Source organism: Sphingorhabdus sp. (assembly GCF_023910635.1).
Classification (GTDB): domain Bacteria; phylum Pseudomonadota; class Alphaproteobacteria; order Sphingomonadales; family Sphingomonadaceae; genus Sphingorhabdus_B.
Genome location: NZ_JAAVVZ010000015.1, coordinates 1 through 21,265, shown reverse-complemented (window position 1 = coordinate 21,265; position 21,265 = coordinate 1). Strand labels below are relative to the sequence as shown.

24 protein-coding genes and 1 tRNA gene are annotated in these 21,265 nt (G+C 56.5%); 13 read left to right on the top strand and 12 right to left on the bottom strand.

Translation table 11 applies throughout. From position 1 onward, the window contains the following. Positions 1–166: 166 nt before the first annotated feature. The 5 genes from HEQ34_RS09830 (at position 167) to HEQ34_RS09810 (ending at position 4,229) form a co-directional block, all read left to right on the top strand. Positions 167–1,270, top strand: coding sequence for a histidine kinase dimerization/phosphoacceptor domain -containing protein (locus HEQ34_RS09830; protein ID WP_296200028.1), 1,104 nt, complete (start codon positions 167–169; stop codon positions 1,268–1,270). A gap of 17 nt (positions 1,271–1,287) precedes the next feature. Beyond that, positions 1,288–1,746 (top strand): response regulator, encoded by a 459-nt coding sequence (locus HEQ34_RS09825; RefSeq protein WP_296200027.1) that lies wholly within the window; start codon positions 1,288–1,290, stop codon positions 1,744–1,746. Between the two features lie 267 nt (positions 1,747–2,013). Further along, complete coding sequence (locus HEQ34_RS09820) at positions 2,014–2,352, top strand: hypothetical protein (RefSeq protein ID WP_296200026.1); 339 nt, start codon at positions 2,014–2,016, stop codon at positions 2,350–2,352. Positions 2,353–2,749: 397 nt separating this feature from the next. Next, complete coding sequence (locus tag HEQ34_RS09815; RefSeq protein ID WP_296200025.1) at positions 2,750–3,370, top strand: AbiEi antitoxin N-terminal domain-containing protein; 621 nt, start codon at positions 2,750–2,752, stop codon at positions 3,368–3,370. Continuing rightward, positions 3,363–4,229 carry a nucleotidyl transferase AbiEii/AbiGii toxin family protein gene (locus HEQ34_RS09810; protein ID WP_296200024.1) on the top strand — a complete coding sequence of 289 codons (867 nt, stop codon included), beginning with the start codon at positions 3,363–3,365 and terminating at the stop codon, positions 4,227–4,229. The genes HEQ34_RS09815 and HEQ34_RS09810 overlap by 8 nt, the downstream gene beginning before the upstream one ends. A gap of 101 nt (positions 4,230–4,330) precedes the next feature. On the opposite strand, the gene HEQ34_RS09805 is transcribed toward HEQ34_RS09810, so the two are convergent. Further along, positions 4,331–4,407, bottom strand: a tRNA-Arg gene (locus tag HEQ34_RS09805). A 279-nt stretch (positions 4,408–4,686) separates the two neighbouring features. On the opposite strand from HEQ34_RS09805, the gene HEQ34_RS09800 reads away from it, so the two are divergent. The 3 genes from HEQ34_RS09800 to HEQ34_RS09790 are packed head-to-tail and all read left to right on the top strand — an operon-like array spanning position 4,687 to position 7,663. Further along, the gene (locus tag HEQ34_RS09800) at positions 4,687–5,832 is read left to right on the top strand and encodes an acyl-CoA dehydrogenase family protein (RefSeq protein WP_296200023.1); all 1,146 of its coding nucleotides are present in this window, start codon (positions 4,687–4,689) and stop codon (positions 5,830–5,832) included. Beyond that, positions 5,829–6,878, top strand: a complete 1,050-nt coding sequence (locus HEQ34_RS09795; RefSeq protein WP_296200022.1) for an enoyl-CoA hydratase/isomerase family protein — start codon at positions 5,829–5,831, stop codon at positions 6,876–6,878. Before HEQ34_RS09800 ends, HEQ34_RS09795 begins: the two co-directional genes overlap by 4 nt. Continuing rightward, entirely contained in the window at positions 6,875–7,663 is a 789-nt protein-coding gene (locus tag HEQ34_RS09790) for an enoyl-CoA hydratase (RefSeq protein WP_296200021.1), read from the top strand. The genes HEQ34_RS09795 and HEQ34_RS09790 overlap by 4 nt, the downstream gene beginning before the upstream one ends. A 375-nt stretch (positions 7,664–8,038) precedes the next feature. Here the strand turns inward: HEQ34_RS09790 and HEQ34_RS09785 are convergent, their stop codons facing one another. The 3 genes from HEQ34_RS09785 to dapB are packed head-to-tail and all read right to left on the bottom strand — an operon-like array spanning position 8,039 to position 9,852. Further along, a complete protein-coding gene (locus tag HEQ34_RS09785; RefSeq protein WP_366934859.1) occupies positions 8,039–8,428 on the bottom strand; it encodes a hypothetical protein in 390 nt (129 codons plus the stop codon). A 15-nt stretch (positions 8,429–8,443) separates the two neighbouring features. Further along, positions 8,444–9,130 (bottom strand): endonuclease III, encoded by a 687-nt coding sequence (nth, locus tag HEQ34_RS09780; protein ID WP_296200020.1) that lies wholly within the window; start codon positions 9,128–9,130, stop codon positions 8,444–8,446. After that, positions 9,127–9,852, bottom strand: a complete 726-nt coding sequence (gene dapB, locus HEQ34_RS09775) for a 4-hydroxy-tetrahydrodipicolinate reductase (RefSeq protein ID WP_296200019.1) — start codon at positions 9,850–9,852, stop codon at positions 9,127–9,129. Before dapB ends, nth begins: the two co-directional genes overlap by 4 nt. Positions 9,853–9,933: 81 nt before the next feature. Between dapB and HEQ34_RS09770 the strand changes: the two genes are divergently transcribed. After that, positions 9,934–10,641, top strand: coding sequence for an NAD-dependent deacylase (locus HEQ34_RS09770; protein WP_296200018.1), 708 nt, complete (start codon positions 9,934–9,936; stop codon positions 10,639–10,641). Here the strand turns inward: HEQ34_RS09770 and moeB are convergent. From moeB to HEQ34_RS09735, 7 genes are read right to left on the bottom strand one after another with little or no spacing between them, the layout of a single operon-like run. Next, complete coding sequence (moeB, locus tag HEQ34_RS09765; RefSeq protein ID WP_296200017.1) at positions 10,638–11,402, bottom strand: molybdopterin-synthase adenylyltransferase MoeB; 765 nt, start codon at positions 11,400–11,402, stop codon at positions 10,638–10,640. The two genes, HEQ34_RS09770 and moeB, sit on opposite strands and share 4 nt — an antisense overlap. Further along, positions 11,399–11,848: a dUTP diphosphatase gene (gene dut / locus HEQ34_RS09760; protein WP_296200016.1), complete on the bottom strand. Its 450-nt coding sequence runs from the start codon at positions 11,846–11,848 to the stop codon at positions 11,399–11,401. Before dut ends, moeB begins: the two co-directional genes overlap by 4 nt. Continuing rightward, positions 11,829–13,097 carry a bifunctional phosphopantothenoylcysteine decarboxylase/phosphopantothenate synthase gene (locus tag HEQ34_RS09755; RefSeq protein ID WP_296200015.1) on the bottom strand — a complete coding sequence of 423 codons (1,269 nt, stop codon included), beginning with the start codon at positions 13,095–13,097 and terminating at the stop codon, positions 11,829–11,831. Before HEQ34_RS09755 ends, dut begins: the two co-directional genes overlap by 20 nt. Before the next feature lie 5 nt (positions 13,098–13,102). Beyond that, positions 13,103–13,399, bottom strand: coding sequence for a CcdB family protein (locus tag HEQ34_RS09750; protein WP_296200014.1), 297 nt, complete (start codon positions 13,397–13,399; stop codon positions 13,103–13,105). Beyond that, complete coding sequence (locus tag HEQ34_RS09745; RefSeq protein WP_296200013.1) at positions 13,399–13,644, bottom strand: type II toxin-antitoxin system CcdA family antitoxin; 246 nt, start codon at positions 13,642–13,644, stop codon at positions 13,399–13,401. The genes HEQ34_RS09750 and HEQ34_RS09745 overlap by 1 nt, the downstream gene beginning before the upstream one ends. Positions 13,645–13,695: 51 nt before the next feature. Beyond that, positions 13,696–15,240, bottom strand: a complete 1,545-nt coding sequence (gene ubiB, locus HEQ34_RS09740) for a 2-polyprenylphenol 6-hydroxylase (protein ID WP_296200012.1) — start codon at positions 15,238–15,240, stop codon at positions 13,696–13,698. A gap of 11 nt (positions 15,241–15,251) precedes the next feature. After that, positions 15,252–15,983 carry a class I SAM-dependent methyltransferase gene (locus HEQ34_RS09735; RefSeq protein WP_296200011.1) on the bottom strand — a complete coding sequence of 244 codons (732 nt, stop codon included), beginning with the start codon at positions 15,981–15,983 and terminating at the stop codon, positions 15,252–15,254. Between the two features lie 220 nt (positions 15,984–16,203). Here HEQ34_RS09735 and mutM point away from each other — a divergent pair, with 220 nt between their 5' ends. The 4 genes from mutM to HEQ34_RS09715 all read left to right on the top strand — a co-directional run bounded on the left by mutM (position 16,204) and on the right by HEQ34_RS09715 (position 20,434). After that, the gene (gene mutM / locus HEQ34_RS09730; protein WP_296200010.1) at positions 16,204–17,016 is read left to right on the top strand and encodes a bifunctional DNA-formamidopyrimidine glycosylase/DNA-(apurinic or apyrimidinic site) lyase; all 813 of its coding nucleotides are present in this window, start codon (positions 16,204–16,206) and stop codon (positions 17,014–17,016) included. Between the two features lie 108 nt (positions 17,017–17,124). Then, positions 17,125–17,388, top strand: a complete 264-nt coding sequence (gene rpsT, locus HEQ34_RS09725) for a 30S ribosomal protein S20 (RefSeq protein WP_296200009.1) — start codon at positions 17,125–17,127, stop codon at positions 17,386–17,388. A 406-nt stretch (positions 17,389–17,794) separates the two neighbouring features. Continuing rightward, the gene (dnaA, locus tag HEQ34_RS09720) at positions 17,795–19,264 is read left to right on the top strand and encodes a chromosomal replication initiator protein DnaA (RefSeq protein ID WP_296200008.1); all 1,470 of its coding nucleotides are present in this window, start codon (positions 17,795–17,797) and stop codon (positions 19,262–19,264) included. A 198-nt stretch (positions 19,265–19,462) separates the two neighbouring features. Continuing rightward, complete coding sequence (locus tag HEQ34_RS09715; RefSeq protein WP_296200007.1) at positions 19,463–20,434, top strand: hypothetical protein; 972 nt, start codon at positions 19,463–19,465, stop codon at positions 20,432–20,434. Positions 20,435–20,469: 35 nt separating this feature from the next. Here the strand turns inward: HEQ34_RS09715 and HEQ34_RS09710 are convergent, their stop codons facing one another. Further along, positions 20,470–21,123 (bottom strand): DUF4136 domain-containing protein, encoded by a 654-nt coding sequence (locus HEQ34_RS09710; protein WP_296200006.1) that lies wholly within the window; start codon positions 21,121–21,123, stop codon positions 20,470–20,472. Positions 21,124–21,265 lie beyond the last annotated feature (142 nt).

Sequence of the window (21,265 nt, the reverse complement as noted above, 5' to 3'; positions counted from 1 at the left end):
CTTGCGCTGGCAAGCGTGCGGCATTTCTCAAGGTGGGAACTTTACCCGCAGCCATGCATTATTGATCCATGCGAGCGCCGTGAGGGGTGTTGACCTGCACCCTTCGACGATCGCGACCTCCCGGCCCCAAGCTCTCGTTTCGCGAGCCTCCGGTTCTCGAAGGCTTATGATGTCGAGCGAAAAACATAGTCCTGAAGACATAGCGCTGAGCCTGACTTTGGCTATCGTCAGGTCATCGCCCGCGCCGTTGCTACTTTTGGACGGCCAACTCAATATCATCGCCGCGAGTACGTCGTTCTGTTCCGTTTTCAGCGTCGACGCGGCGCAGTTGACGGGGCAACCGCTCTATGCCTTGGATGGCGGCACATGGGATAATCCCGAACTGCGATCATTGTTGGCCGCAACCTTGTCTGGTGAAGGGCAGCCAGCCGACCGAGACATCGACCTGCAACAGCCGCAACGGCCAGTTAGGCATCTGATCGTTCAGGCGAGCCGGCTGACGTATCTTGATCTTGAACAGACTCGTATCCTTGTCGCTATATCGGATGTCACGCATGCGCGGACCGACGCGACGCTGAAAGAAGAATCCGCCCGCGCAAACCAAGTCCTGTTGCAGGAGGTTCGTCATCGGGTCGCTAACAGTCTCCAGATCATCGCCAGCGTATTACTGCACAATGCGCGAACGACTGCGTCGGAAGAGACGCGCGGCCATTTGGAAAATGCACATCATAGGGTTATGTCCGTGGCCGCTCTCGAACGGCTGTTGTCAACGTCCGAAGACGGCGACATCAATGTGCATGCCTATTTCACCCGACTGTGTGAAAGCATCTCGGCGTCGATGATCGGCGACGTCGACCAAATTGCGTTGATTGTCGAAGGTGGAGAAGGCGTGGTCGAAGCTCGAGTATCGGTGAGCCTAGGCTTGATCGTCACCGAGCTGGTGATTAACGCGCTCAAGTACGCTTTTCCCGACGGACGGCGGGGAGTTATTACGGTCGACTATAACTTTCACGGGCCGAACTGGGTTCTTTGTGTGCGCGACGACGGCGTAGGCATGCCGCTGACCGCGCCGGTCCGATCCGGCCTCGGCACCAGCATCGTTGCGGCGCTGGCCGGGCAACTGCATGCTTCGGTGGAAATAACAGCCGCGCACCCAGGCACCCAGGTTTCCATCACACATAGCCGGATCGCTCTGGTGGAAGGTGCGCCACAAGCGGTGCGCGAGCCGGCCGCAGGGGCGCATCCGGCGTCCAGCGCGATCAAAAGCTAACGAGAAGAGGAATGATCATGACAGCCGCGAAAGATAGCAAGACGAATCAAACTCTGATGATCGTCGAGGATGAGGCGCTCGTGGCGATACTCCTGCGAGACGAGTTGCAGAATGCGGGATACAAGGTCCTCGACCTTACGGATCGTCACGCCGAAGCGCTGGAAGTTGCCAAAGCAGAAAAGCCTGATCTGGCGTTGGTTAACATCCGGCTCGCGGGACGTGACGATGGCATCGAACTTTCAGAGCATCTCAAGGCAATGGAGATACCGGTTTTGCTCATCAGCGGACAGGTCAGCCGGGCAAGCTCGGCCAAAACCGTCGCAATCGGCTCGATGCCCAAGCCTTATGACGCGGCAGAGATGGTGCTCGCCGTGGCCTATCTTCTCGCCCGCCTGAAAGGGAACAACACTTTGCCAAGGCCGGACCAACTCGAAGTGTTTGACGACGCGAGTTTCGAACTCGACCCGGCGGCATAAAGCTGCGGCTATCGGGGTCTGTCGGCGTTGCGTAAAGCTATATACCCCATCCCAACCCCGTGGAGGGGGACTGGTCCCTTCACGCCTGAAGGGGAGAGGCTTAATTTCGCAACATGCACCGCAGCAAGGCAAAGGCGGGCGAAATGCAGCGCTATTTCGGGGATGACGCATTTGTTGCCGTCATTCGGATCAATTGAGAAGAAATCCAATTGCATGTTTCTCTTACGCATGCCATCGTAGACTCTATGAAATAGTTGGAGAATAAAGATGCGTTTGCGGAATCTCGTGCTGACAACAATTCTTGCATCGACAGCTTTGGCTGGGTGCGGTCGCAACGACCATACGGTATCTACAGCCGAGCAGAAGCTAACGGTTTCGGGTGCGCTGGATGGGGTAAAGCGCTTTGCGAGATTGCAGCAGTCGCGGTCACCGGCGTTAGCGGTTTCGGCGATTAAACCTCTGGGAGCGGGTCGCGCCGAGGCTGAAGTAATGTTGCCAGTTAGCTTCACGGGTAAGGACCTCGTCCACACAACCAGAGAAGCTCTCGCTGCTGGGTTGGAATATAAGTTCGAAGCTCGCCGCTCGGCTGTGAATATCCGAACCTAAGATCATCGGCAGATTATCGCTACATAAGCTCGAAGAGCTGCCGGGTCCAATTAAGGGCCAATTACAATTACCAGTTACGGTAACCGGCTCGTCATCCCCGCGCAGGCGGGGATCCATCACGTCTTGCAGGGGGTAAGCAACGTGGCTTGCGGGATTCCTCTAGGCGTAATGGATCCCAGCCTGCGCGGGGATGACGGGGTTTTTTGCTGAACGGGTTGGTGAAGGGGATGACGCATTTGTCACCTGAATTCTCACCGGAATTCAGGGGAAGGCTCTCCCCTTTCAGAAACAGCCTTTTCGATATTTGCCGACCGAGTCGATTTTGCTTCTGGCGCGCTCGGGAACAGTTTGTTACAAAACCTCTGATGAAAATCGATCTTGTCATAGGATTTGTAACATGTCCGCCGCGACGCTGAGCCAGCGTGAACAGCTGAAAGCCCTCGTATCGGGCAAGTCGATCGTCCGTGCGCAGGAACTGCGGAACGCGGGGATCGCCGGTTCGACGATCCAGCGTGCGCTCGACGATGGCTACATCATTCGGATCGGTCGCGGTCTCTACCAAGATCCGCAAAGCGACGTGGACAGCGAGCAAACGCTAGCCGAAGTTGCGAAACGGATACCCAAAGGCGTGATCGCGATGGTGTCGGCGCTGGCTTATCACGGGCTGACCGACCAGATGCCCCGAAAGACCTGGGTGGCGATCGGGGCGAGCGACTGGTCTCCGGTATCGGGCTATCCGCCGGTCCGCGTCGTGCGCTTTGCCGAAAAATATCTCCAGCAGGGCGTCGAACGGCACACGATCTCTGGGGTCGATGTCCTGGTCTACTCGGTTGCCAAGACGATTGCGGACCTGTTTCGCAACGGTCGGCTGGTTGATCGCTCGGTTGCGGTCGAAGGGCTGCGTGCAGCGCTTGATCAACGCAAGGCCGATCCGGCGCAGATCGCCGACGCCGCACGCGCCGGAGGTGCATGGCGTGCCATGCGGCCCTATCTGGAGGCGCTGACCTTCAATGGCTGACGCGCCGAAAAATATTGCTGCCTCGGTCAAACAGCGGCTGCTCAATATGGCACGCGCGCAGGGTCGTGGTTTCGACATATTGCTGGTGCGCTTTGCACTCGAACGGCTGCTATTCCGGTTGTCGCAGTCAGCCCATCGCGAAAATTATATCCTCAAAGGTGGGATGCTGGTCACGCAGTGGCTCGACCATGACAATCGCGAAACGCGCGACGCCGATTTTATGGGCTTCGGCGAGGCCGACGTCGAAACGATCAAGGCCATCTTTGCCGAAATCATGGCGATTACCAGCGAAGACGGGCTCGACTTCGACATTGGCGCACTCGCGGCGACGACCATCCGCGAGGAAGCGGAATATGACGGCATCAGGCTCAAAACCATTGCCTACCTCGAACGGGCGCGTATTCCGGTAACGCTCGATATCGCCTTCGGCGATGCGCTCGCCGATGCCAGCCAGACCGTAGACTATCCGTCACTCCTCGACATGGAACGGCCCAGCATCCGCACTTATCCGCCCGCACAGGTTATCGCCGAGAAATTCCAGGCCATGGTTGCGCTCGGTCTCGCCAATGGCCGGATGAAGGACTTTTACGATCTGTGGGCGATTCCCAAAGCCCTGCCGATCGACGACCAAGCGCTCGATACCGCCATTGCTGCCACCTTCGGGCGACGGACAACGCATGTCCCAAAGGAACGGCCAAGCGGATTGTCGGTAGCGATGGCCGAGGACGCAGCCGCACAGCAACGCTGGCGCGCCTATGTGGAATCGCTCGAACTCCCGGTGCCAGCCTTCGCCGACGTCCTCGAAGACATCTGGGCCTTGCTCGCGCCAAGCTGCGTAAGGCTCAATGCGGCCAAATGATACCGTTCGGCGATGCTAAAACTTTGCCCTCCGGACAACCGGTCAAACGTCGTTGTGCCAAAGTGGCAATCGTGCCGTGATTTTGGGAAATTTGGGGCAGCTGGCGCACCCAAGAGGATTCGAACCTCTGGCCTCTGCCTTCGGAGGGCAGCGCTCTATCCAGCTGAGCTATGGGTGCGGGTCGCGTTCGGTTAGCAGGCATGATGCGGTTGCGCCAAGTTTTTTTTGGGCTCCGTTTTTATTTGCGCGCTTGCTTGCCAGATTAAAGCCATTTTAGCGTCCGTCGGATTTGGCCCATATTGTCTATAACTGCTTTGGCAAAGCTTGACTTAGAACCACTAAGCCCAAGCTTCTGCGCCTTGCACTGAACAAAATGGCCTCAAACCGCGACGGTGGATTTAAGTGGTCCTGACCCTAATGGCTGGATAACTCAAGACGTTGATGCTACGGCGACTTTATGCAAAACCAGTTTGAACTCACCGACGATCAAGTCGCCATACAGGACATGGCGCGCAAGTTCACCGCAGACGCGATCACGCCTTTTGCCGCCGAATGGGATGAAAAGTCGCATTATCCGGTAGATGTGTGGAAAGCGGCAGGCGCGCTTGGCTTTGGCGCGATTTACGTCTCCGAAGAATCGGGCGGCACGGGCCTTGGCCGGTTGGAGGCGGCGTTGATCATGGAGGCGATGGCTTATGGCTGCCCCACCACCAGCGCATTTATTTCCATTCATAATATGGCCGCGTGGATGATTGATTGCTTCGGCAATGCAGAGTTGAAGGGGCGTTATTTGCCCGAGCTTGTGCCGATGGAGAAAATTGCAAGCTATTGCCTCACGGAACCTGGCAGCGGGTCTGATGCTGCGGCGCTGAAAACCAGCGCGCGGCGCGATGGCGATCATTATGTGCTGAATGGCACGAAGCAGTTTATCTCGGGCGCTGGCTATAATGACGTTTATGTCGTGATGGTCCGCACGGGCGATGAGAAAGCAAAGGGCATTAGTTGCCTTGTCGTCGACAAGGACACAGCGGGGCTTAGCTTTGGCGCGCCTGAGAAAAAGCTTGGCTGGAATGCCTCGCCAACCGCGCAAGTGATTTTCGAAGATTGCCGCGTGCCCGTGGCCAATCGCGTTGGCGCAGAGGGCGATGGCTTCCGCTTTGCGATGATGGGCTTGGACGGCGGACGGTTGAACATTGGCGCTTGTTCGCTGGGCGGCGCGCAGCGGTGTCTGGATGAATCGATAGCATATACCAAAGAGCGTCAGCAATTTGGTCAGCCCGTTTCCGAATTTCAAAATACGCAGTTCATGCTCGCCGATATGGCAACCGATTTGGAGGCCGCGCGGGCTTTGCTCTACATCGCTGCGGCCAAGGTCACCGCGAACGCCCCTGACAAATCCCGCTTTTCGGCGATGGCCAAGCGCCTGTCGACCGACAGCGGCAGTGAGATTGTCAATCAGGCGCTGCAATTATTTGGCGGCTATGGATACTTACGTGATTATCCCATTGAGCGTTTCTGGCGCGACCTGCGCGTGCATTCGATTCTGGAAGGGACCAATCAGGTCATGCGCATGATCATTGGCCGGGATTTGCTAAGGCAATGACCGATGATATTTTGACGCGTATCGAAGGTCATGCCGGTTTCATAAGCCTGAACCGGCCATCGGCGTTGAATGCGCTGACGCTGCCTATGGTGCACACAATGACGCAGGCGTTGCTGGCGTGGCGCGACGATGATGCGGTGAAATGCGTCATTATCGATCATGCAGAGGGACGCGGCTTTTGCGCAGGCGGCGACATCGCTTTCCTGCGCGATTCGGCGATTAATGATCATGGCGATTCCGGCCGGAAATTCTTCCACGACGAATATCAGTTGAACCATATATTGTTCACTTACCCAAAGCCGGTCGTGGCGTTCATGGACGGCATTACGATGGGCGGGGGCGTTGGGATAAGTCAGCCTGCGCGTTTCCGCGTGGGGACCGAGAACACCAAATTTGCAATGCCCGAAACGGGTATTGGCCTCTTCCCCGATGTTGGTGGCGGTTGGTATCTGTCGCGGCTGGAGGGGCGCGTGGGCCAGTTTCTGGCGTTGACCGGGTCGCGTATTGCAGGTGCAGGCTGCCTCGCGCTTGGCCTTGCCACCCATTATGTGCCGAGCAGCGCGCTAGCCGAAGCCAAAATGCGGATCGCGAGCGAAGATGTCGAGCGCCTTGACGGCATATTGGGCACCGTGTCTGAAACGCCGCCCGCGTCGAAGATCGTGGACATGCTGTTTCAGATCAATCGCCATTTTGCCTCCAATGCATTTGAGGGCATCCTCGCCAGCCTTGAAGGTGATGAGAGCGAATGGGCGATGAAGGAGTTGGCGACCTTGCGGACCAAAAGCCCGCAAACCTGTAAAGTTGCATTGCGCCAGCTTGCCGAAAGCGCGCGCCTGACCGACTTTGCCGAGAATATGGCGATGGAATATCGTATCGCCAGCCGCGTGATTGTCCGCCCCGATTTTGCCGAAGGCGTGCGCGCCGTCATCATCGATAAGGATAATGTACCCAAATGGGACCCGGCAACGCCCGAAGGCGTGACTGAGGACCTGATCGACGACATCTTTGCCGCCTTGCCGGCGCAGGAAGAATGGAAGCCATTATGACCAGCATTAACGCCACATATGAAACGATATTGGTCGAACAACGCGGCGCGGTAACGCTGATGACGCTCAATCGGCCTCAGGCGTTGAACGCGCTGAATAGCCAGGTGTTGGCTGACCTTATCGCGGCCTTTGCGGCGTTTGACGCCGACCACAGTCAAAGATGCGCGGTCCTGACGGGCAGCGAGAAGGCCTTTGCCGCAGGCGCGGACATTAAAGAAATGTCGTCGCAGTCCTTTGCCGAAATATACGGTTCAAACTTCTTCGCAGGCTATGACCGCGTGACCGCCACCCGCAAGCCTTGGATCGCCGCCGTAAACGGCTTTGCGCTTGGCGGTGGATGTGAGCTTGCGATGATGGCCGATTTCATCATCGCGGGCGACAATGCCAAATTTGGTCAGCCGGAAATCAAGCTGGCTGTCACCCCCGGCATGGGCGGCTCACAACGCCTGACCCGCGCGATTGGTAAGGCCAAGGCGATGGAAATGTGCCTGACGGGCCGGATGATGGACGCGGCAGAGGCTGAGCGTTCAGGATTGGTCGCCAAGGTTGTTCCTGCGGCAGAGCTGGTCGAGGAAGCCATAAAGACGGCCACGGCAATCGCCGCGATGGCCCCCTTGGCTGCAATCGCCTGCAAGGAAATGGTCAACGCCGCGTTTGAAACGACGTTGCAGCAAGGCGTACTGTTTGAACGCCGCTTGTTCCATGGGTTGTTTGGTACCGAAGATCAGAAGGAAGGCATGGCAGCTTTTGTCGAGAAGCGGCCCGGTAATTGGACGGGGAAGTAAGGTTGGGCAGGTGCGGCGCGGTATTCGCGCCGCCGCCTTTGCCTTGCGGCGGTGCGTGGTGAGGAATTAAGCCCCTACCCTTTAGGCGTGGAGGGACCAGTCCCCAGGACTGGTCCGAGAGGCTCCACGGGGTTGGGGTGGGGTAGATAGGTTTACGCAACGCCGAAAGACCCCACCCCCTTCCCCTCCCCTGAAGGGGAGGGGTGATTTGGACAATTCCGGTGACAAATGCCTTATTTCCTTAACCAAATCTTTCAGCAAACAACACCGTCGCACCAGCGAAGGCTGGTGCCCATTACGTGTGTCTGGTTAGATCGACAGGCGTGATAGGCCCCAGCCTGCGCTGGGGCGACGGATGCTGCGCCACTTCATCACCTAATTAGCGGCTACTTTCTCCACCATTTGAAACTTGCCAAGGCCGCAGCCTGCGCCTTCGTAAAGCTGCCCGCCTTGGTCGTGCAGTACGCGGACGATGTCGACGCTGCACAATTGGTTGAGTGACGTTCGATAGGAAAAGCGGTCTTCGAACTTCAATCCGGGGCAGCTTTGGGGCAGGGCATTGCGATAGGTTTTGCCGCCTACCATGCGGAATTCGATGGTACGGCTATCAATGACTTTCGTTGACCGTATTTGCGATATCGTGACGCAATTTTTGGGTTCGCCCACTGCGCGAACGGGTTCAGGTGCGTTCTTGCTTGAAATCGCAACGGCACCGCCGCCTGACAGCAATGCAATCGCAGGAATGATTAACAGCATTTTACGCATCAAACTTCTCCCACATTATGGCTTAACTTTACCCATTTCATTCTGAACTTTTGCTGACTTGATTTTGGGCGCAGGGGTTTTGGATTTGAAGCGGCACAGGTCAGCTACGGCGCAGCGCCAGCATTCGGGTGTGCGTGCCTTGCAGATGTAGCGGCCATGCAAGATCAACCAATGGTGCGCGCCAATGCGGAACGGCTTTGGCGTGCTTTTCTCCAGCGCTTTTTCGACCGCGACCACGGTTTTTCCCGGCGCAATCCCTGTGCGATTACCGACGCGGAAGATATGGGTGTCGACGGCGAAGGTTTCCGCGCCGAACGCGGTGTTCATCACCACATTGGCGGTCTTGCGCCCCACGCCGGGTAAAGCCTCCAACGCATCACGGTCGGCGGGCACTTCGCCATTATGATCGCGCACGAGGATTTCCGACAAAGCGATAACGTTCTTTGCCTTGTTATTGTACAACCCAATGGTCTTAATATGCGCTTTCAAACCCTCCAGCCCAAGCGCCACCATTTGCGCGGGCGTCTTTACATCCTCGAACAAAGCCTTCGTCGCCTTGTTCACCCCCACATCGGTCGATTGCGCCGAACAGGTTACCGCAACAAGCAACTGATACGCATTGCCATACGCCAGCTCTGTTTCCGGATCAGGATTGGCCTCCGCCAAGCGCCGATAAAATTCGAATATATCTTCTTTTTTCAAAGGCCCAAAACCTCTTGCATATCATACCGGCCCGCCTTTTGCCGTGTCAGCCACTCCGCAGCTTTCACCGCGCCGCTAGCGAATATCGCGCGATTTTCGGCGCGATGGATAAGCTCGATGCGTTCATTGTCGGACGCAAAAATGACGGTGTGATCGCCAGCCACGCTGCCGCCGCGTAAGGATGCAAAGCCGATATGGCCGGACTTGCGTGTGGCCATAATCCCGTCGCGGCCCCGTTCGCTGTGATCTTTCAAATTGACCGCGCGGCCCTTTGCCGCGGCCTCGCCCAGCAGCAGGGCTGTACCCGATGGCGCGTCCACCTTGTGCCTGTGGTGCATTTCTAGGATTTCGATGTCCCAATCTGCGCCCAACTGCCGCGCGGCTTGTTCTACCAAGGCGGCGAGCATATTCACGCCCAAGGACGTATTGCCTGTCTGCAAGATGGGAATGTCGCGCGCGGCATCGTCGATGAGGAAATGGTGGCGCTCTTCCAAACCCGTCGTGCCAATGATGATGGGTTTGCCCGCAGCTACGCATGCGTCGAGGCTGGCCTCAAGGCCGTGCGGGCTCGAGAAATCGACCAGAACGTCGGATGCAGCGATTAGCCCCGCAAGATCGCCATCCTTATCGACGCCGCCTGCATGTTCGTGGCCGTTGGCGGCAATCGCATCGACCAAAGCCTGACCCATGCGCCCTTGGCTGCCAATAATTCCAATTTTCATATTTCTTGCCCTGACCTAATGTCTGGGTCTTACTATATTAGGCAACTGAAACAAGTTTTGGGTTACGATGAAGGAAAGCATGTGCGGCAAGACATCAAAAACATCGTCATCCTAACCGGCGCTGGCGTCAGCGCCGAAAGCGGCATTGATACCTTCCGCAGCGCAGGCGGGTTGTGGGAGCAGCATAAGGTGGAGGATGTGGCCACGCCCGAAGCTTTCGCCCGTGATCCCGATCTTGTGCTGCGCTTTTACGATATGCGCCGGGAACGTATTCAACAGGTGGAGCCAAATGCCGCGCATTATGCGCTCGCAAGGCTGGATGCGGCATGGTCAGGCAATCTGCTGCTGGTGACGCAAAATGTGGATGATCTGCACGAACGGGCAGGGACACAGCGCCTGTTGCATATGCATGGTGAACATTTGAACGCGTGGTGCAACGCCTGTGATGCACGCCACCGTTGGCGCGAGACGTTGATGGACCGGCCAGCCTGTCCTGCTTGCGGAATTTCGGGTCAGTTGCGGCCGGACATCGTCTGGTTTGGGGAAATGCCGTATCGCATGGACGAAATTTACCACGCGCTGAACCAAGCGGATTTGTTCGTCAGCATTGGCACCTCCGGCGCGGTGTATCCTGCTGCTGGTCTTGTCCGCGAGGCGCGGCAAAAGGGCATAAAAACGTTGGAACTGAACCTTGAACCGTCGCACGGCACATCATGGTTCGAAGAATCGCGGCATGGCCCTGCGACATTAATGGTGCCGGCGTGGGTGACAGAAATTTTAGGCGGTTAAGCGGTTAAAGCGCCGCAACTCCTGCACCCTGCGTCTTTCGGCAAGCGGATAGTCCGCATCGCCGGGGCGATGCCGTCGAACAAATGCAGCCTGCCCATCTGCGCCTCTCCAAAGCCGGTCAGCGCACGTATGGCCTCCATAGCAGCAAATGATCCCATCAGACCGCACATCGCGCCCAGGACGCCCTGTGTGGCGCAGTCGTCGCAATCATCGGGGTCATGCGCGTCGCCGACAAAGCAGCGATAGCAAGGCGCGTCGGCTTGCCATCCGGTAAAGGTGCCAATCTGTCCATGAAATTGGCCAATCGCGGCGCTGACCAACGGCACTTTGGCGGCAAGGCACAAATCGTTGACGATCAGGCGCGTGGCGAAATTATCGCAACCGTCGATGACGACATCGACGCCCTTCAGAATGTCTGCTGAGGTGGAACGGTCAATACGCTGCTTGCGGCCATGGAATGTGACATCCCGGTTCAATCGCGCGACGGCGGCGCCAGCGGCATCGACCTTCGCCGTGCCAATGTCGCTGTCACTATAAAGAATTTGCCGTTGGAGGTTGGACAAGGACACAACATCATCATCAACCACGCTGATCGTCCCTATGCCCGCCGCCGCCAGATATTGCATGGCAGGGCAACCAATGCCGCCCGCACCGATCAGCAGCACATGGCTCGACAGCAATTTGGACTGACCCGCACCGCCAATATCGCGCAGCACAATATGCCGGGCGTAACGGTCAAGCTGTTGGTCGCTGAGCGTCATACGCCAGTGGAACCAAAGCCTCCGGTGCCCCGCTCGGTATCGTCAAGGGCTTCGACTTCGAACATTATGCCTTGCGTGACCGGTGCCACAACGATCTGCGCGATCCGGTCGCCTATGTTGATCACGAAATCTTCGTCGCCTAAATTTGCGAGAATGACCTTCACTTCGCCGCGATAATCGCTGTCGATGGTGCCGGGTGTGTTGAGGCACGTAATGCCGTGTTTCAGTGCAAGACCAGAGCGTGGGCGCACTTGAACTTCATAGCCATCGGGAATGGCAAAGGCGAAACCGGTTGTAACGGCGTGGCGTTTGCCGGGGCGCAAGGTCAGGCTTTCGGCGGCGGTAATGTCCATGCCCGCCGCGCCTGATGTTGCATATGCGGGCAACGGCAGGCCAGCGCCGTGATCTAGGCGCTTGACGCGGATATCAACCTTTTGCGAGTGCATCGGCAACCTTCTCCATCAATTTACGGGCAATCACGTCCTTGGCGCTTTCGGGCCAGCTATCAACGCCATCTTTGGTAACGATATGAAACGCGTTGTTTGCGCCGCCCATAACATCGCCGGACACGTCATTGGCGACGATCCAGTCGCAACCCTTTTTGGCGAGCTTTGCCTGCGCATGTTCCACAATCTTCTCTGTCTCCGCCGCAAAACCAATCAGCAGCTTGGGTCGATTTGGATGCTTGGCGAGGCTGGCGAGGATATCGGGATTTTCGGTTAAGTTTAGCGCGGGGATAATGCCGCCGTCTTTCTTGATTTTTTGTTCAGGCGCTTGCACCGCGCGCCAATCAGCAACGGCCGCCACTAGGATGGCGGCATCGACGGGTAAGGCTTTTTCCACCTCCGCCTGCATTTCGATGGCGGTTTCAACATCTATTCGGGCGACGCCGGGCGGGGTCACCAAATGAACGGGACCAGCAATGAGCGTGACCTCAGCGCCCAAGGCTGCGGCCGCTGCTGCAATGGCAAAGCCCTGACGCCCCGAAGAGCGGTTGGCGATATAGCGTACAGGGTCAATCGCCTCATGCGTTGGGCCAGCGGTTACCAGGATGCGTTGGCCAGACAAGGGCCGATGCGCCAGCTCCGCCGTCAACGCAGCGTTGCTTGGGACCGTCGTTGGTGAACGGCCCGATGTCAGCATTATATCGAAATCATGCCCCAACATCGCGCAAATCCGCTCGGCAACGGCGGGTGGCTCCGGCAAGCGTCCGGGGCCAAATTCGCCGCACGCCATTGCGCCTTCATCAGGGTTCATGATGTGGACGCCATCGGCCTGCAATTGCGCCAAATTCCGCTGCGTTGCCGGATGGTTCCACATGCGGACGTTCATCGCAGGAACGGCAAGCACTGGCTTATCGGTCGCCAGCAATATGGTGGTCGCGAGGTCGTCGGATATGCCGGCCGCCATCTTGGCTAAGATGTTGGCCGTGGCGGGGCAGATTACGACCAAGTCGGCCTGACGGCTCAACTGGATATGCCCAATCTCGCTTTCTTCCTTCAGGTCGAACATATGACCATATACTTGGTCTTCGGTCATTACCGACATCGACAAGGGCGTCACGAACTCAGTCGCGCTTTGAGTCATGACCGCGCGCAGGGATAGGCCTTGGCGCTTGAGCAAGCGGACAAGTTCAAGCGACTTATACGCCGCAATGCCGCCAGTGACGATGAGGAGGATGCGTTTTTCGTTCATGCGCTTCAATACCCGCTGAATAGTTTATCGACTGCGGAGGTGATGACTAAATCTTCCTGCGCCAGAGAGCCAATTTTTGCGCCAAGCCTATCAAGCGGAATGGCGAAAATCAGATGTGTCGACATGATATAATGTTCATCATTAATCACAAATTCGGGATGCAACCGCGACACGGACTGCATGTCTTTAGCTGGCAATAATGGCACGACCACACGACTGCCAAATTCATCCAGCAAATCGGACTGGATATCCAGCAACAGACCGCGCGCTTGTGCGCCTTTGTAAATGTCAAAGCGCGCCATTAAAACTGGCGATACTCATCATATGGCATGCCGTTTTCGGCGATCCATTTGTTCCAGCTTTCAATAGCTTGGCGGTTTTCGCGTTTCCACTCTTCGCCCAAGGCTTTGCGCACCTGTTCCTGCAGCCCGGTTTCGCAGGCTTGCGATACGTTGATGCCAAGCCGCTTGGCCTCGTCAACCATATCGGATGGCAAGCTTATATTTGTCGGACGCCGGGGCGCGGTAAACTGCGAAGGTTTATTCATGCGCACACTTTATGCGCATAAAAGCAAAGGTCAAGCTGGCGAAAGCTTGGTTCAACCCCAAAACCACATGCCAGCAGCGCCCAAGGCACCAGCCAATGCTGCAACCAGCAGATAGCGTCCGGTGTTGCTTTGCCCTTTACGTTCCCAAATAAGCTGCACGGGTGGCAATGGCGGTGGTTCGGGCGCGCCGCCCTTGCGCGGTAGCTGTTCATCCAAACGGCGGATGAGGTCAGGGATCATTCGCAGTGTTTCGGCTTGCTTGCGTAATCCGTCGGCGAGCATTGCCTCAGGCCCCAACTCACCCCGAATCCAGTCGCCGACATATGGCGCGGCAACATTCCACATGTTGATACTTGGGTTTAATGAGGTGGCAATACCTTCGACCATCACCATCGTTTTTTGTAGCAGCAGCAAATGCGGCTGCGTTTGCATGTCGAAATCACGCGTGATCGCAAAAAGGCTGTCGAGCATTTGCCCGACCGACAATTCGCTAACGGGTTTGCCGCGCGTTGGCTCACCGACCGCACGCAGCGCAGTCGCAAATTCGTCGACATTGTGATAGCTTGGTACATATTGCGCCTCGAAATGGATTTCGGCGACGCGCTTATAATTGCCGGTTGTCAGGCCATAGAGAATTTCCGCCAGCCAGAAACGCGCCTGCCGGTTGATGCGGCCCATGATGCCAAAATCTATGGCGACAATCGTGCCGTCGGCGCGGACGAACAAATTGCCCTGATGCATATCGGCATGGAAAAAGCCTTCCGAAATCGCTTGCCGCAAAAATGTGAGGACAAGCTTTTCGGCCAATTTATTAAGATCATGGCCAGCCGCCTTGAGCGCATCAATGTCGGAAATTTTTACGCCGTCGACCCATTCCAGAGTCAGCACGCGGCCTGACGTCCGGTCCCAGTCGATGGTCGGGATCGTGTAACCTTCCACCGCGACCATCGCATCTTTCAGTTCGGACGCGCTTGCCGCCTCGCGCCGCAAATCGAGTTCGCGTAAGGTCCAACGTTTCAGATTGGCGATAACCAGTTGTGGCCGCAACCGCGCCGCTTCGCCGCCAAGCGCCTCCAAATGCGCGGCGGCCCATTCATAGGTTTCAATGTCGCGGGCGAACTGTTCGCGAATGCCGGGGCGCAGCACCTTGATCGCGACATCCTTGCCCTCGTTCGTGCGGGCACGGTGCACTTGCGCGATGGAGGCGGCACCGACAGGCACAGGGTCGATATATTCAAACAATGCTGCCGCTGGCTTATTCAGGCTGTTGTCGATCTGCGCATAGACTTGGTCAAATGGCGCTGGCGGTAACTGGTCCTGAAGCATCAGCAGATTATGCGCAGCCTCTTCGCCGATGATGTCGGGTCGGGTGGCCAGCGTTTGCCCGAGTTTGATTGCGGCGGGACCAATCGCGCGAAATGCGCCTGCATAATCCGGCACCTTTGGCTGAATCGTCCCAAAGCGCGCGATGCGGCACAGGCGCTTGACTTGGGCAGGGGTGTTACGATCCGCCTCAATGGCGCGAAGAGCGCCGTGGCGCGCAAGAATGCGGCCCCATTTGAGCAAACGAATGATGTGGGTAACGGGACGAGTCATGGGGTGCGGGGTTAAACCTTCCAGCCGCTATGGATCGCGACCAGACCGCCCAATATGGGCTCAACTTTGGTTTGGACAAAGCCAGCCTCACTTATCATGCGTTTGAAATTTTGCATGTCGGGGAAGCGACGGATGGATTCGACCAGATAACGGTAGCTGTCTTCGTCACCTGCAATGGCCTTACCCAGCTTTGGCACCAATTTGTCGGAATACACATCGTATATTTGGGCAAGGCCAGGCCATTCTACCGTGGAAAATTCCAAGCAGAAAAAGCGGCCACCATAACGCAGCACACGGTGCGCCTCACGCAGGGCCTTAGGAATGTCCGTGACGTTGCGGATGCCAAAGGCAATTGTGTAGGCATCAAAATGCGCGTCGGGGAAGGTCAACGTCTCTGCATTTTGCGCCGACCAGATGAGGCTGTCGATACCGCGCTTCATGGCGCGTTCCATGCCGACATCCAACATGTCTTCGTTAATGTCGGAGACAGTGACCTGCGCGCCTGATTTTTCCATACGGAAGGCAATGTCGCCCGTGCCGCCGGCCATGTCGAGAATATCCTCGCCTGCGCGGGGTTTGACGCGGCGCACGAAGCTATCTTTCCACAAACGATGCATGCCGCCCGACATCGCGTCGTTCATAATGTCATATTTGCGCGCGACATTGGAAAAGACGTCGCCAACGCGCTGCGTCTTTTCTTCGGGGCTAACTTCCTCATAGCCAAAGGATACGGTGTCGTTCATTAACTCGCCTCTAGCCGATTGTTGCGCCAGCCGCAAAGACTGTTAGGGTCAGGACCTCTTAAATCCACCTTCGCGGCGCCAAAATGGCATCGATCTCAAAACGAAATGCCCTTGCAGGCAGAATGACTGCCTGGCAGCGGTCATTTCGCTTCGATATCTTCGCCATTTTGACGCCGCGAAGGTGGATTTAAGTGGTCCTGACCCTTAAGTGCAAAAGCATATGCCCGAATTACCCGAAGTTGAAACCACTGTGTCCGGCCTGCGGTCGGTCCTTGAAGGCGCGTTGATCGTGCGCGCTGAGCCGCGCCGTGCGGACCTGCGATGGCCGATTCCACCCGATTTGCGCCAGCGGCTAACGGGCGCGCGCATCGAAACACTTGGCCGACGCGCCAAATATGGATTGATCTACACCGACCGGCAGGACGTGCTGATATTTCATTTAGGGATGTCCGGCCGCTGGCGCGTAGACCCGGTGGAAATTGAAAAGCACGACCATTTCATTCTGGAAACGGCAAGTGGACGCGTGGTTGCACTGAATGATCACCGCCGTTTCGGGTCGCTGGATATTATCGATTCGGACCAGATCGACGCCTATCGCTTCTTTGCCAAAATGGGACCTGAGCCGCTGTCGGAGGCGTTCGATACCTCTGTTCTGCAAAAGGCACTGTTGGGTCGCAAAGCGCCGATTAAGGCTATGCTGCTCAATCAGAATATAGTGGCGGGCTTGGGCAATATCTACGTGTGCGAGGCGCTAAGCATGGCTGGTATCGACCCGGTTGCCCCTGCATCAAGCATAAGCAAAGCGCGGCTGACCCGATTGGTCATCGCGATTAAAGAGGTGCTCACGGCCGCTATCGCCGCAGGTGGGTCTACCTTGCGCGATTTTGCAGCGCCCGATGGAGAACTTGGTTATTTCGCAAAGGACTGGCGTGTCTATGGCCGCGAGGGTGAAGCTTGCGTCTGTGGCAGCACTATATTGCGGCGCGTTGATTCGGGACGATCAACCTTCTACTGCCCGAAATGCCAGCGATGAGGCGGCATTATGAGGTTGACGAATCTCTTGGGCAGGGTTAAGGGCCGCTCCTTCAACGGGCGTACCGCATGGGCACGTCTTCTCAATTATTGAAATTCGAGGACAAAAATGGCCAATACGCCGCAAGCAAAAAAGCGTATCCGTCGCAACGCGCGTCGCACCGAAGTAAATGGCGCACGCGTCAGCCGCATTCGCACTTTCATTAAAAAGGTCGAATCGGCGATTGAACTTGGCGACAAGTCAGCGGCAGCCGCAGCCCTTGCCGCAGTGCAGCCTGAACTGGCGCGCGGCGTATCCAAGGGTGTATTCCACAAAAACACAGCTTCGCGCAAATTTGGTCGCCTCACAAAGGCGGTCGGCGGTCTTGCTTAAGCGATACTGACGGCGCCGGACCTTCCGGTTTTAGACATTCAAAACCCGCCGCAAACACGGCGGGTTTTTATTTGCCAACGGTGATAGAATTAGAGTGTGAGGATTTCCGGCGATTCGGGCAACGTCTGCGCTAGCGATCCGATAAAAATCATATTAAAACATGCGGTTATAAAATATGTAACGCATTTGCTTGGCTCCCACCGAGTCAATGCCATTTATTTCAATTTTTTTACAGCGCTGCTCTTGATAGACTCGTTTATTGGTGTCTAATAACCGAATTCCAGCAACGCATGACGACAGTCGGGCAATGCCTCACATGGAGAATGAACACGTAGCTTGGCTGCATTTGGTAACAAGTGCTTGGCCCGTCCCCGTTCGTCCTGTGTCTGGCAGATAGCGCGCGGTTATGTGGTACTGGTTGGGGTGGAAAATGGGGGCAGGCACGTTGGCCGAAGGCAATTCAGTATCGCAAAGCAAAATCGGTTTATCAGGAAGCGGACATGACATTTCTACGTCGCATGTCCGTTTTGACGCCGATTGGCATAATATCTCCTCCGGCTTGCGTCGCGATTTGGGTGCGCAGGTTTACGGCCAATGGATTCGCTCCATCAGCCTTGGTGACTATTGTGACCTGACTGGCACGTTGGAGCTTTTGCTGCCCTCGGACTTTTCGGCAAGCTGGGTTTCCGACCATTATGCCGACCGCTTGCGCCTTGCATGGTCAAGCACCAATAGCAGCGTCAAGCAGTTGAAAATTCGCACCCGCCCCGGTGCGCCGCGCGTCGAATTGCTCCGCGCTTCCTCCAATGCAGAACGCACGGTCGCGCAAGAAACCAATGCGGCACAAGCCACACGGTCGGCGCTTGATCCACGCATGACTTTTGCGAATTTCGTCAAGGGCCAAACCAACGTGCTGGCGCTGAGCGCGGCGGAGCGCGTGGCGTCGAAAGACAAGCCATTGTTCAACCCGCTCTATTTACAAGCCGCGACCGGCCAAGGCAAAACGCATCTGATGCATGCCATTGGCCATGCCTATGCCGAGGTAAATCCCGACGCACAGATTTTGTATATGTCCGCCGAAAAATTCATGATGGAATTTGTGACCGCAATGCGGCGCAAGGAAGTCATGGAGTTCAAGGCACGTTTGCGTGCTGTTGACGTGCTGCTGATCGACGATATCCAGTTCATCATTGGCAAGGTGTCGACGCAGGAAGAGTTTCTGCACACCATCGATGCCATTATTGGTGCGGGTAAACGCCTGGTGGTGTCCGCTGACCGCGCACCACAAGCGCTTGATGGGGTGGACCAGCGCATATTGTCGCGTCTGTCGATGGGCCTTGTTGCCGACATTCAACCCGCGGATCTGGAATTACGCCGTTTGATCCTACAACAGCGCCTCGCCAATATGCCAGAGGCACAAGTGGGTGAAGATGTGGTCGAGTTTCTTGCCCGCACGATCAGCCGCAATGTCCGCGAACTCGAAGGTGGCTTGAACAAGCTGCTCGCTTATGCCCAATTGACGGGCAAGCCGGTCACGCGGACATTGGCCGAAGAGCAGCTCAAGGATATCCTGAGTGCTTGCCGCCGCCGCATCACCATCGACGAAATTCAACGTGCCGTATGCGAATATTATCGCATCGACCGCAGCGAAATGTCTTCGAAGCGCCGCGCGCGCGCTGTTGTGCGCCCGCGTCAGGTCGCCATGTACCTTGCCAAGGTCATGACGCCGCGCAGCTACCCTGAAATCGGACGCAAGTTCGGTGGGCGTGACCACAGCACTGTCATTCACGCCGTTCGGTTGGTCGAAGGGCTTCGGCAACAAGACAGCGACATGGACAATGATGTCCGCGCTTTGCTCCGCCAACTCGAAGCCTGAATTTTCCACCCCTTTTCAACAGGCTTTCCAGCGCTTATCCCCACGATGTGAGTCGGAAGGACAATGATGGGAAAAAAATGCGCGTCGTGCGGGTCCGCTAATCCAAGCAAAGCTGCCTTTTGCGCCAGTTGCGGGCAAGCGTTGGAGCCAAAAGCGGCGAAAAAACCGTCAACATCTGCCCCAAATCGCACATGGCGCATGCGGTTCGCTTTAGTCGTGACTTTATTGGCGCTGGCCGGTTTGTATTTCTGGCTGTTCATCGCTGACGATTTGAAGCGGGATGCAGATACGCTTATAACGCAAGCCGGGGACGCCTCATCCCCCGGCGCACAAATATTCTTCGCGATGACTGAGGTGAACTTACGCGATAGACCGAGCACTGCGGGTAGCAACATTCTTGGCAAGCTTCCGCGTGGTTCGCAAGTTACCGGGACAATCCAGCCTGGCTCAACCCCTGATGGCCCGTGGCTTAAATTGAGCGACGGCAATGGCTTTGTCGCCCTCACCAACATGTCGGAAAGTCGCCCCCCGGTCTTATTAAAGTCATTGAACGACCAGCCATGGGTTGCAGATGGACTAATCGATGTCTGGGCCACGACCCTGGCAGATAGCAATTTGCTTGACCGGCTGCGCGAGGGCACAAAGCTGACACTATTGGGAACCACGGCAGATAACTTCATTGAGGTGAAGCTTGCCGATGGTCGCTATGGATATCTTGCAGACGCACCGTCGATATTAAAGCGACTGGGGGGCAAGCCAATTTCCATCGGATTTAATCCTCAAACCTGTGCGTTGTCCGGCGAAATCGGTGCGGAATTTGCCAAGATAGGCGCGCAGTTACGCGCACAATGGGAGGCGTTGGAGGCAAAGGAATATAATAGTGAATCTGCCCGTCAAAAGGCCTATTCGGCGGTGGAAGGCAAAAGCAAATATATGCGGCTACGCCGGTCATTTGAAGGGTTATCGTTGACCGGCCTAGCGCAGCATTATGAATCGCAATCTTTATATTTCGATGATTCACCCGCCAAGGTTATGGACGTATTTCGCGCGCAAGGGTTCGACATCGGACGCGATGGGCTGTTTACCGGGACGGAGCTTTATGCAGGCATCGCCGCCACCCGGGGTGAGGGCGCGGCTTATGGAAAGACCGAATTGGGCTGCGGCGTATAGACCGCCACAACCTTGATCGCGCTTAGGTCCTGACCCTAGCGCTTTTCCTCTGGCGCGACAGAAATCCGGACGGTCTCACCACCATTGCCGGGGAATCCTGTGAACATGGCCTCAACCAGATTAGGCACCAGATAGGGAAGTTTGTTCGAACGCGACTTGGCTTCTGCCTTGCCTTCGAACAGGCGTTTTCCGTCAATATTGCGGTCAATTTTTAGATCCAGATTGGCGGTGTACACCGTGAAGCTGTCAACATCATATGGCCGGTTGAAGCCGCTGTAGAGGAACGGGTCATAATAGCCCATAACATAACGTGCGCCGCGCCGCGTGCGCACAACATAAGGGCGGTAAAAGCTGCCAAAGCCCCAATAAGGATCGTAAAACGGATCCTGACGAACGATGTTGCGTTCCTTGCCTTCATCAACGGCATAATCGAGCGATACGGTCATGTCGGCGGTGCTGCCCGATGACGGCACATACCCAATTTCCTGAAGCTCATTGGCGACCAACGCGGCATATTGGCCAAATTCAATACCACCGGTGTTGGCGGGATTGGCCGCGCGGATCATAAAGGTCTGACCCTGCGGCGCGGGCAGTTCCTGAAAACGCGACACATCGGCGTTAAAGGGCGTTGCGCATGCACCCAAAGCAAGCAGCGCCAACGGAGCGAGAAAAGTTGCGACTTTTTTCATCAATTCAAATCCCTTCGAAAGCGGCCAGACGCCGTCTTATAGCTAGGGTCAGGACCTATTAAATTCACCTTCGCGGTTTGAGGCCATTTTGTTCAGTGCAAGGCGGCAAAGCGCAGGCTTAGTGGTTCTAAGTCTAGCTTTG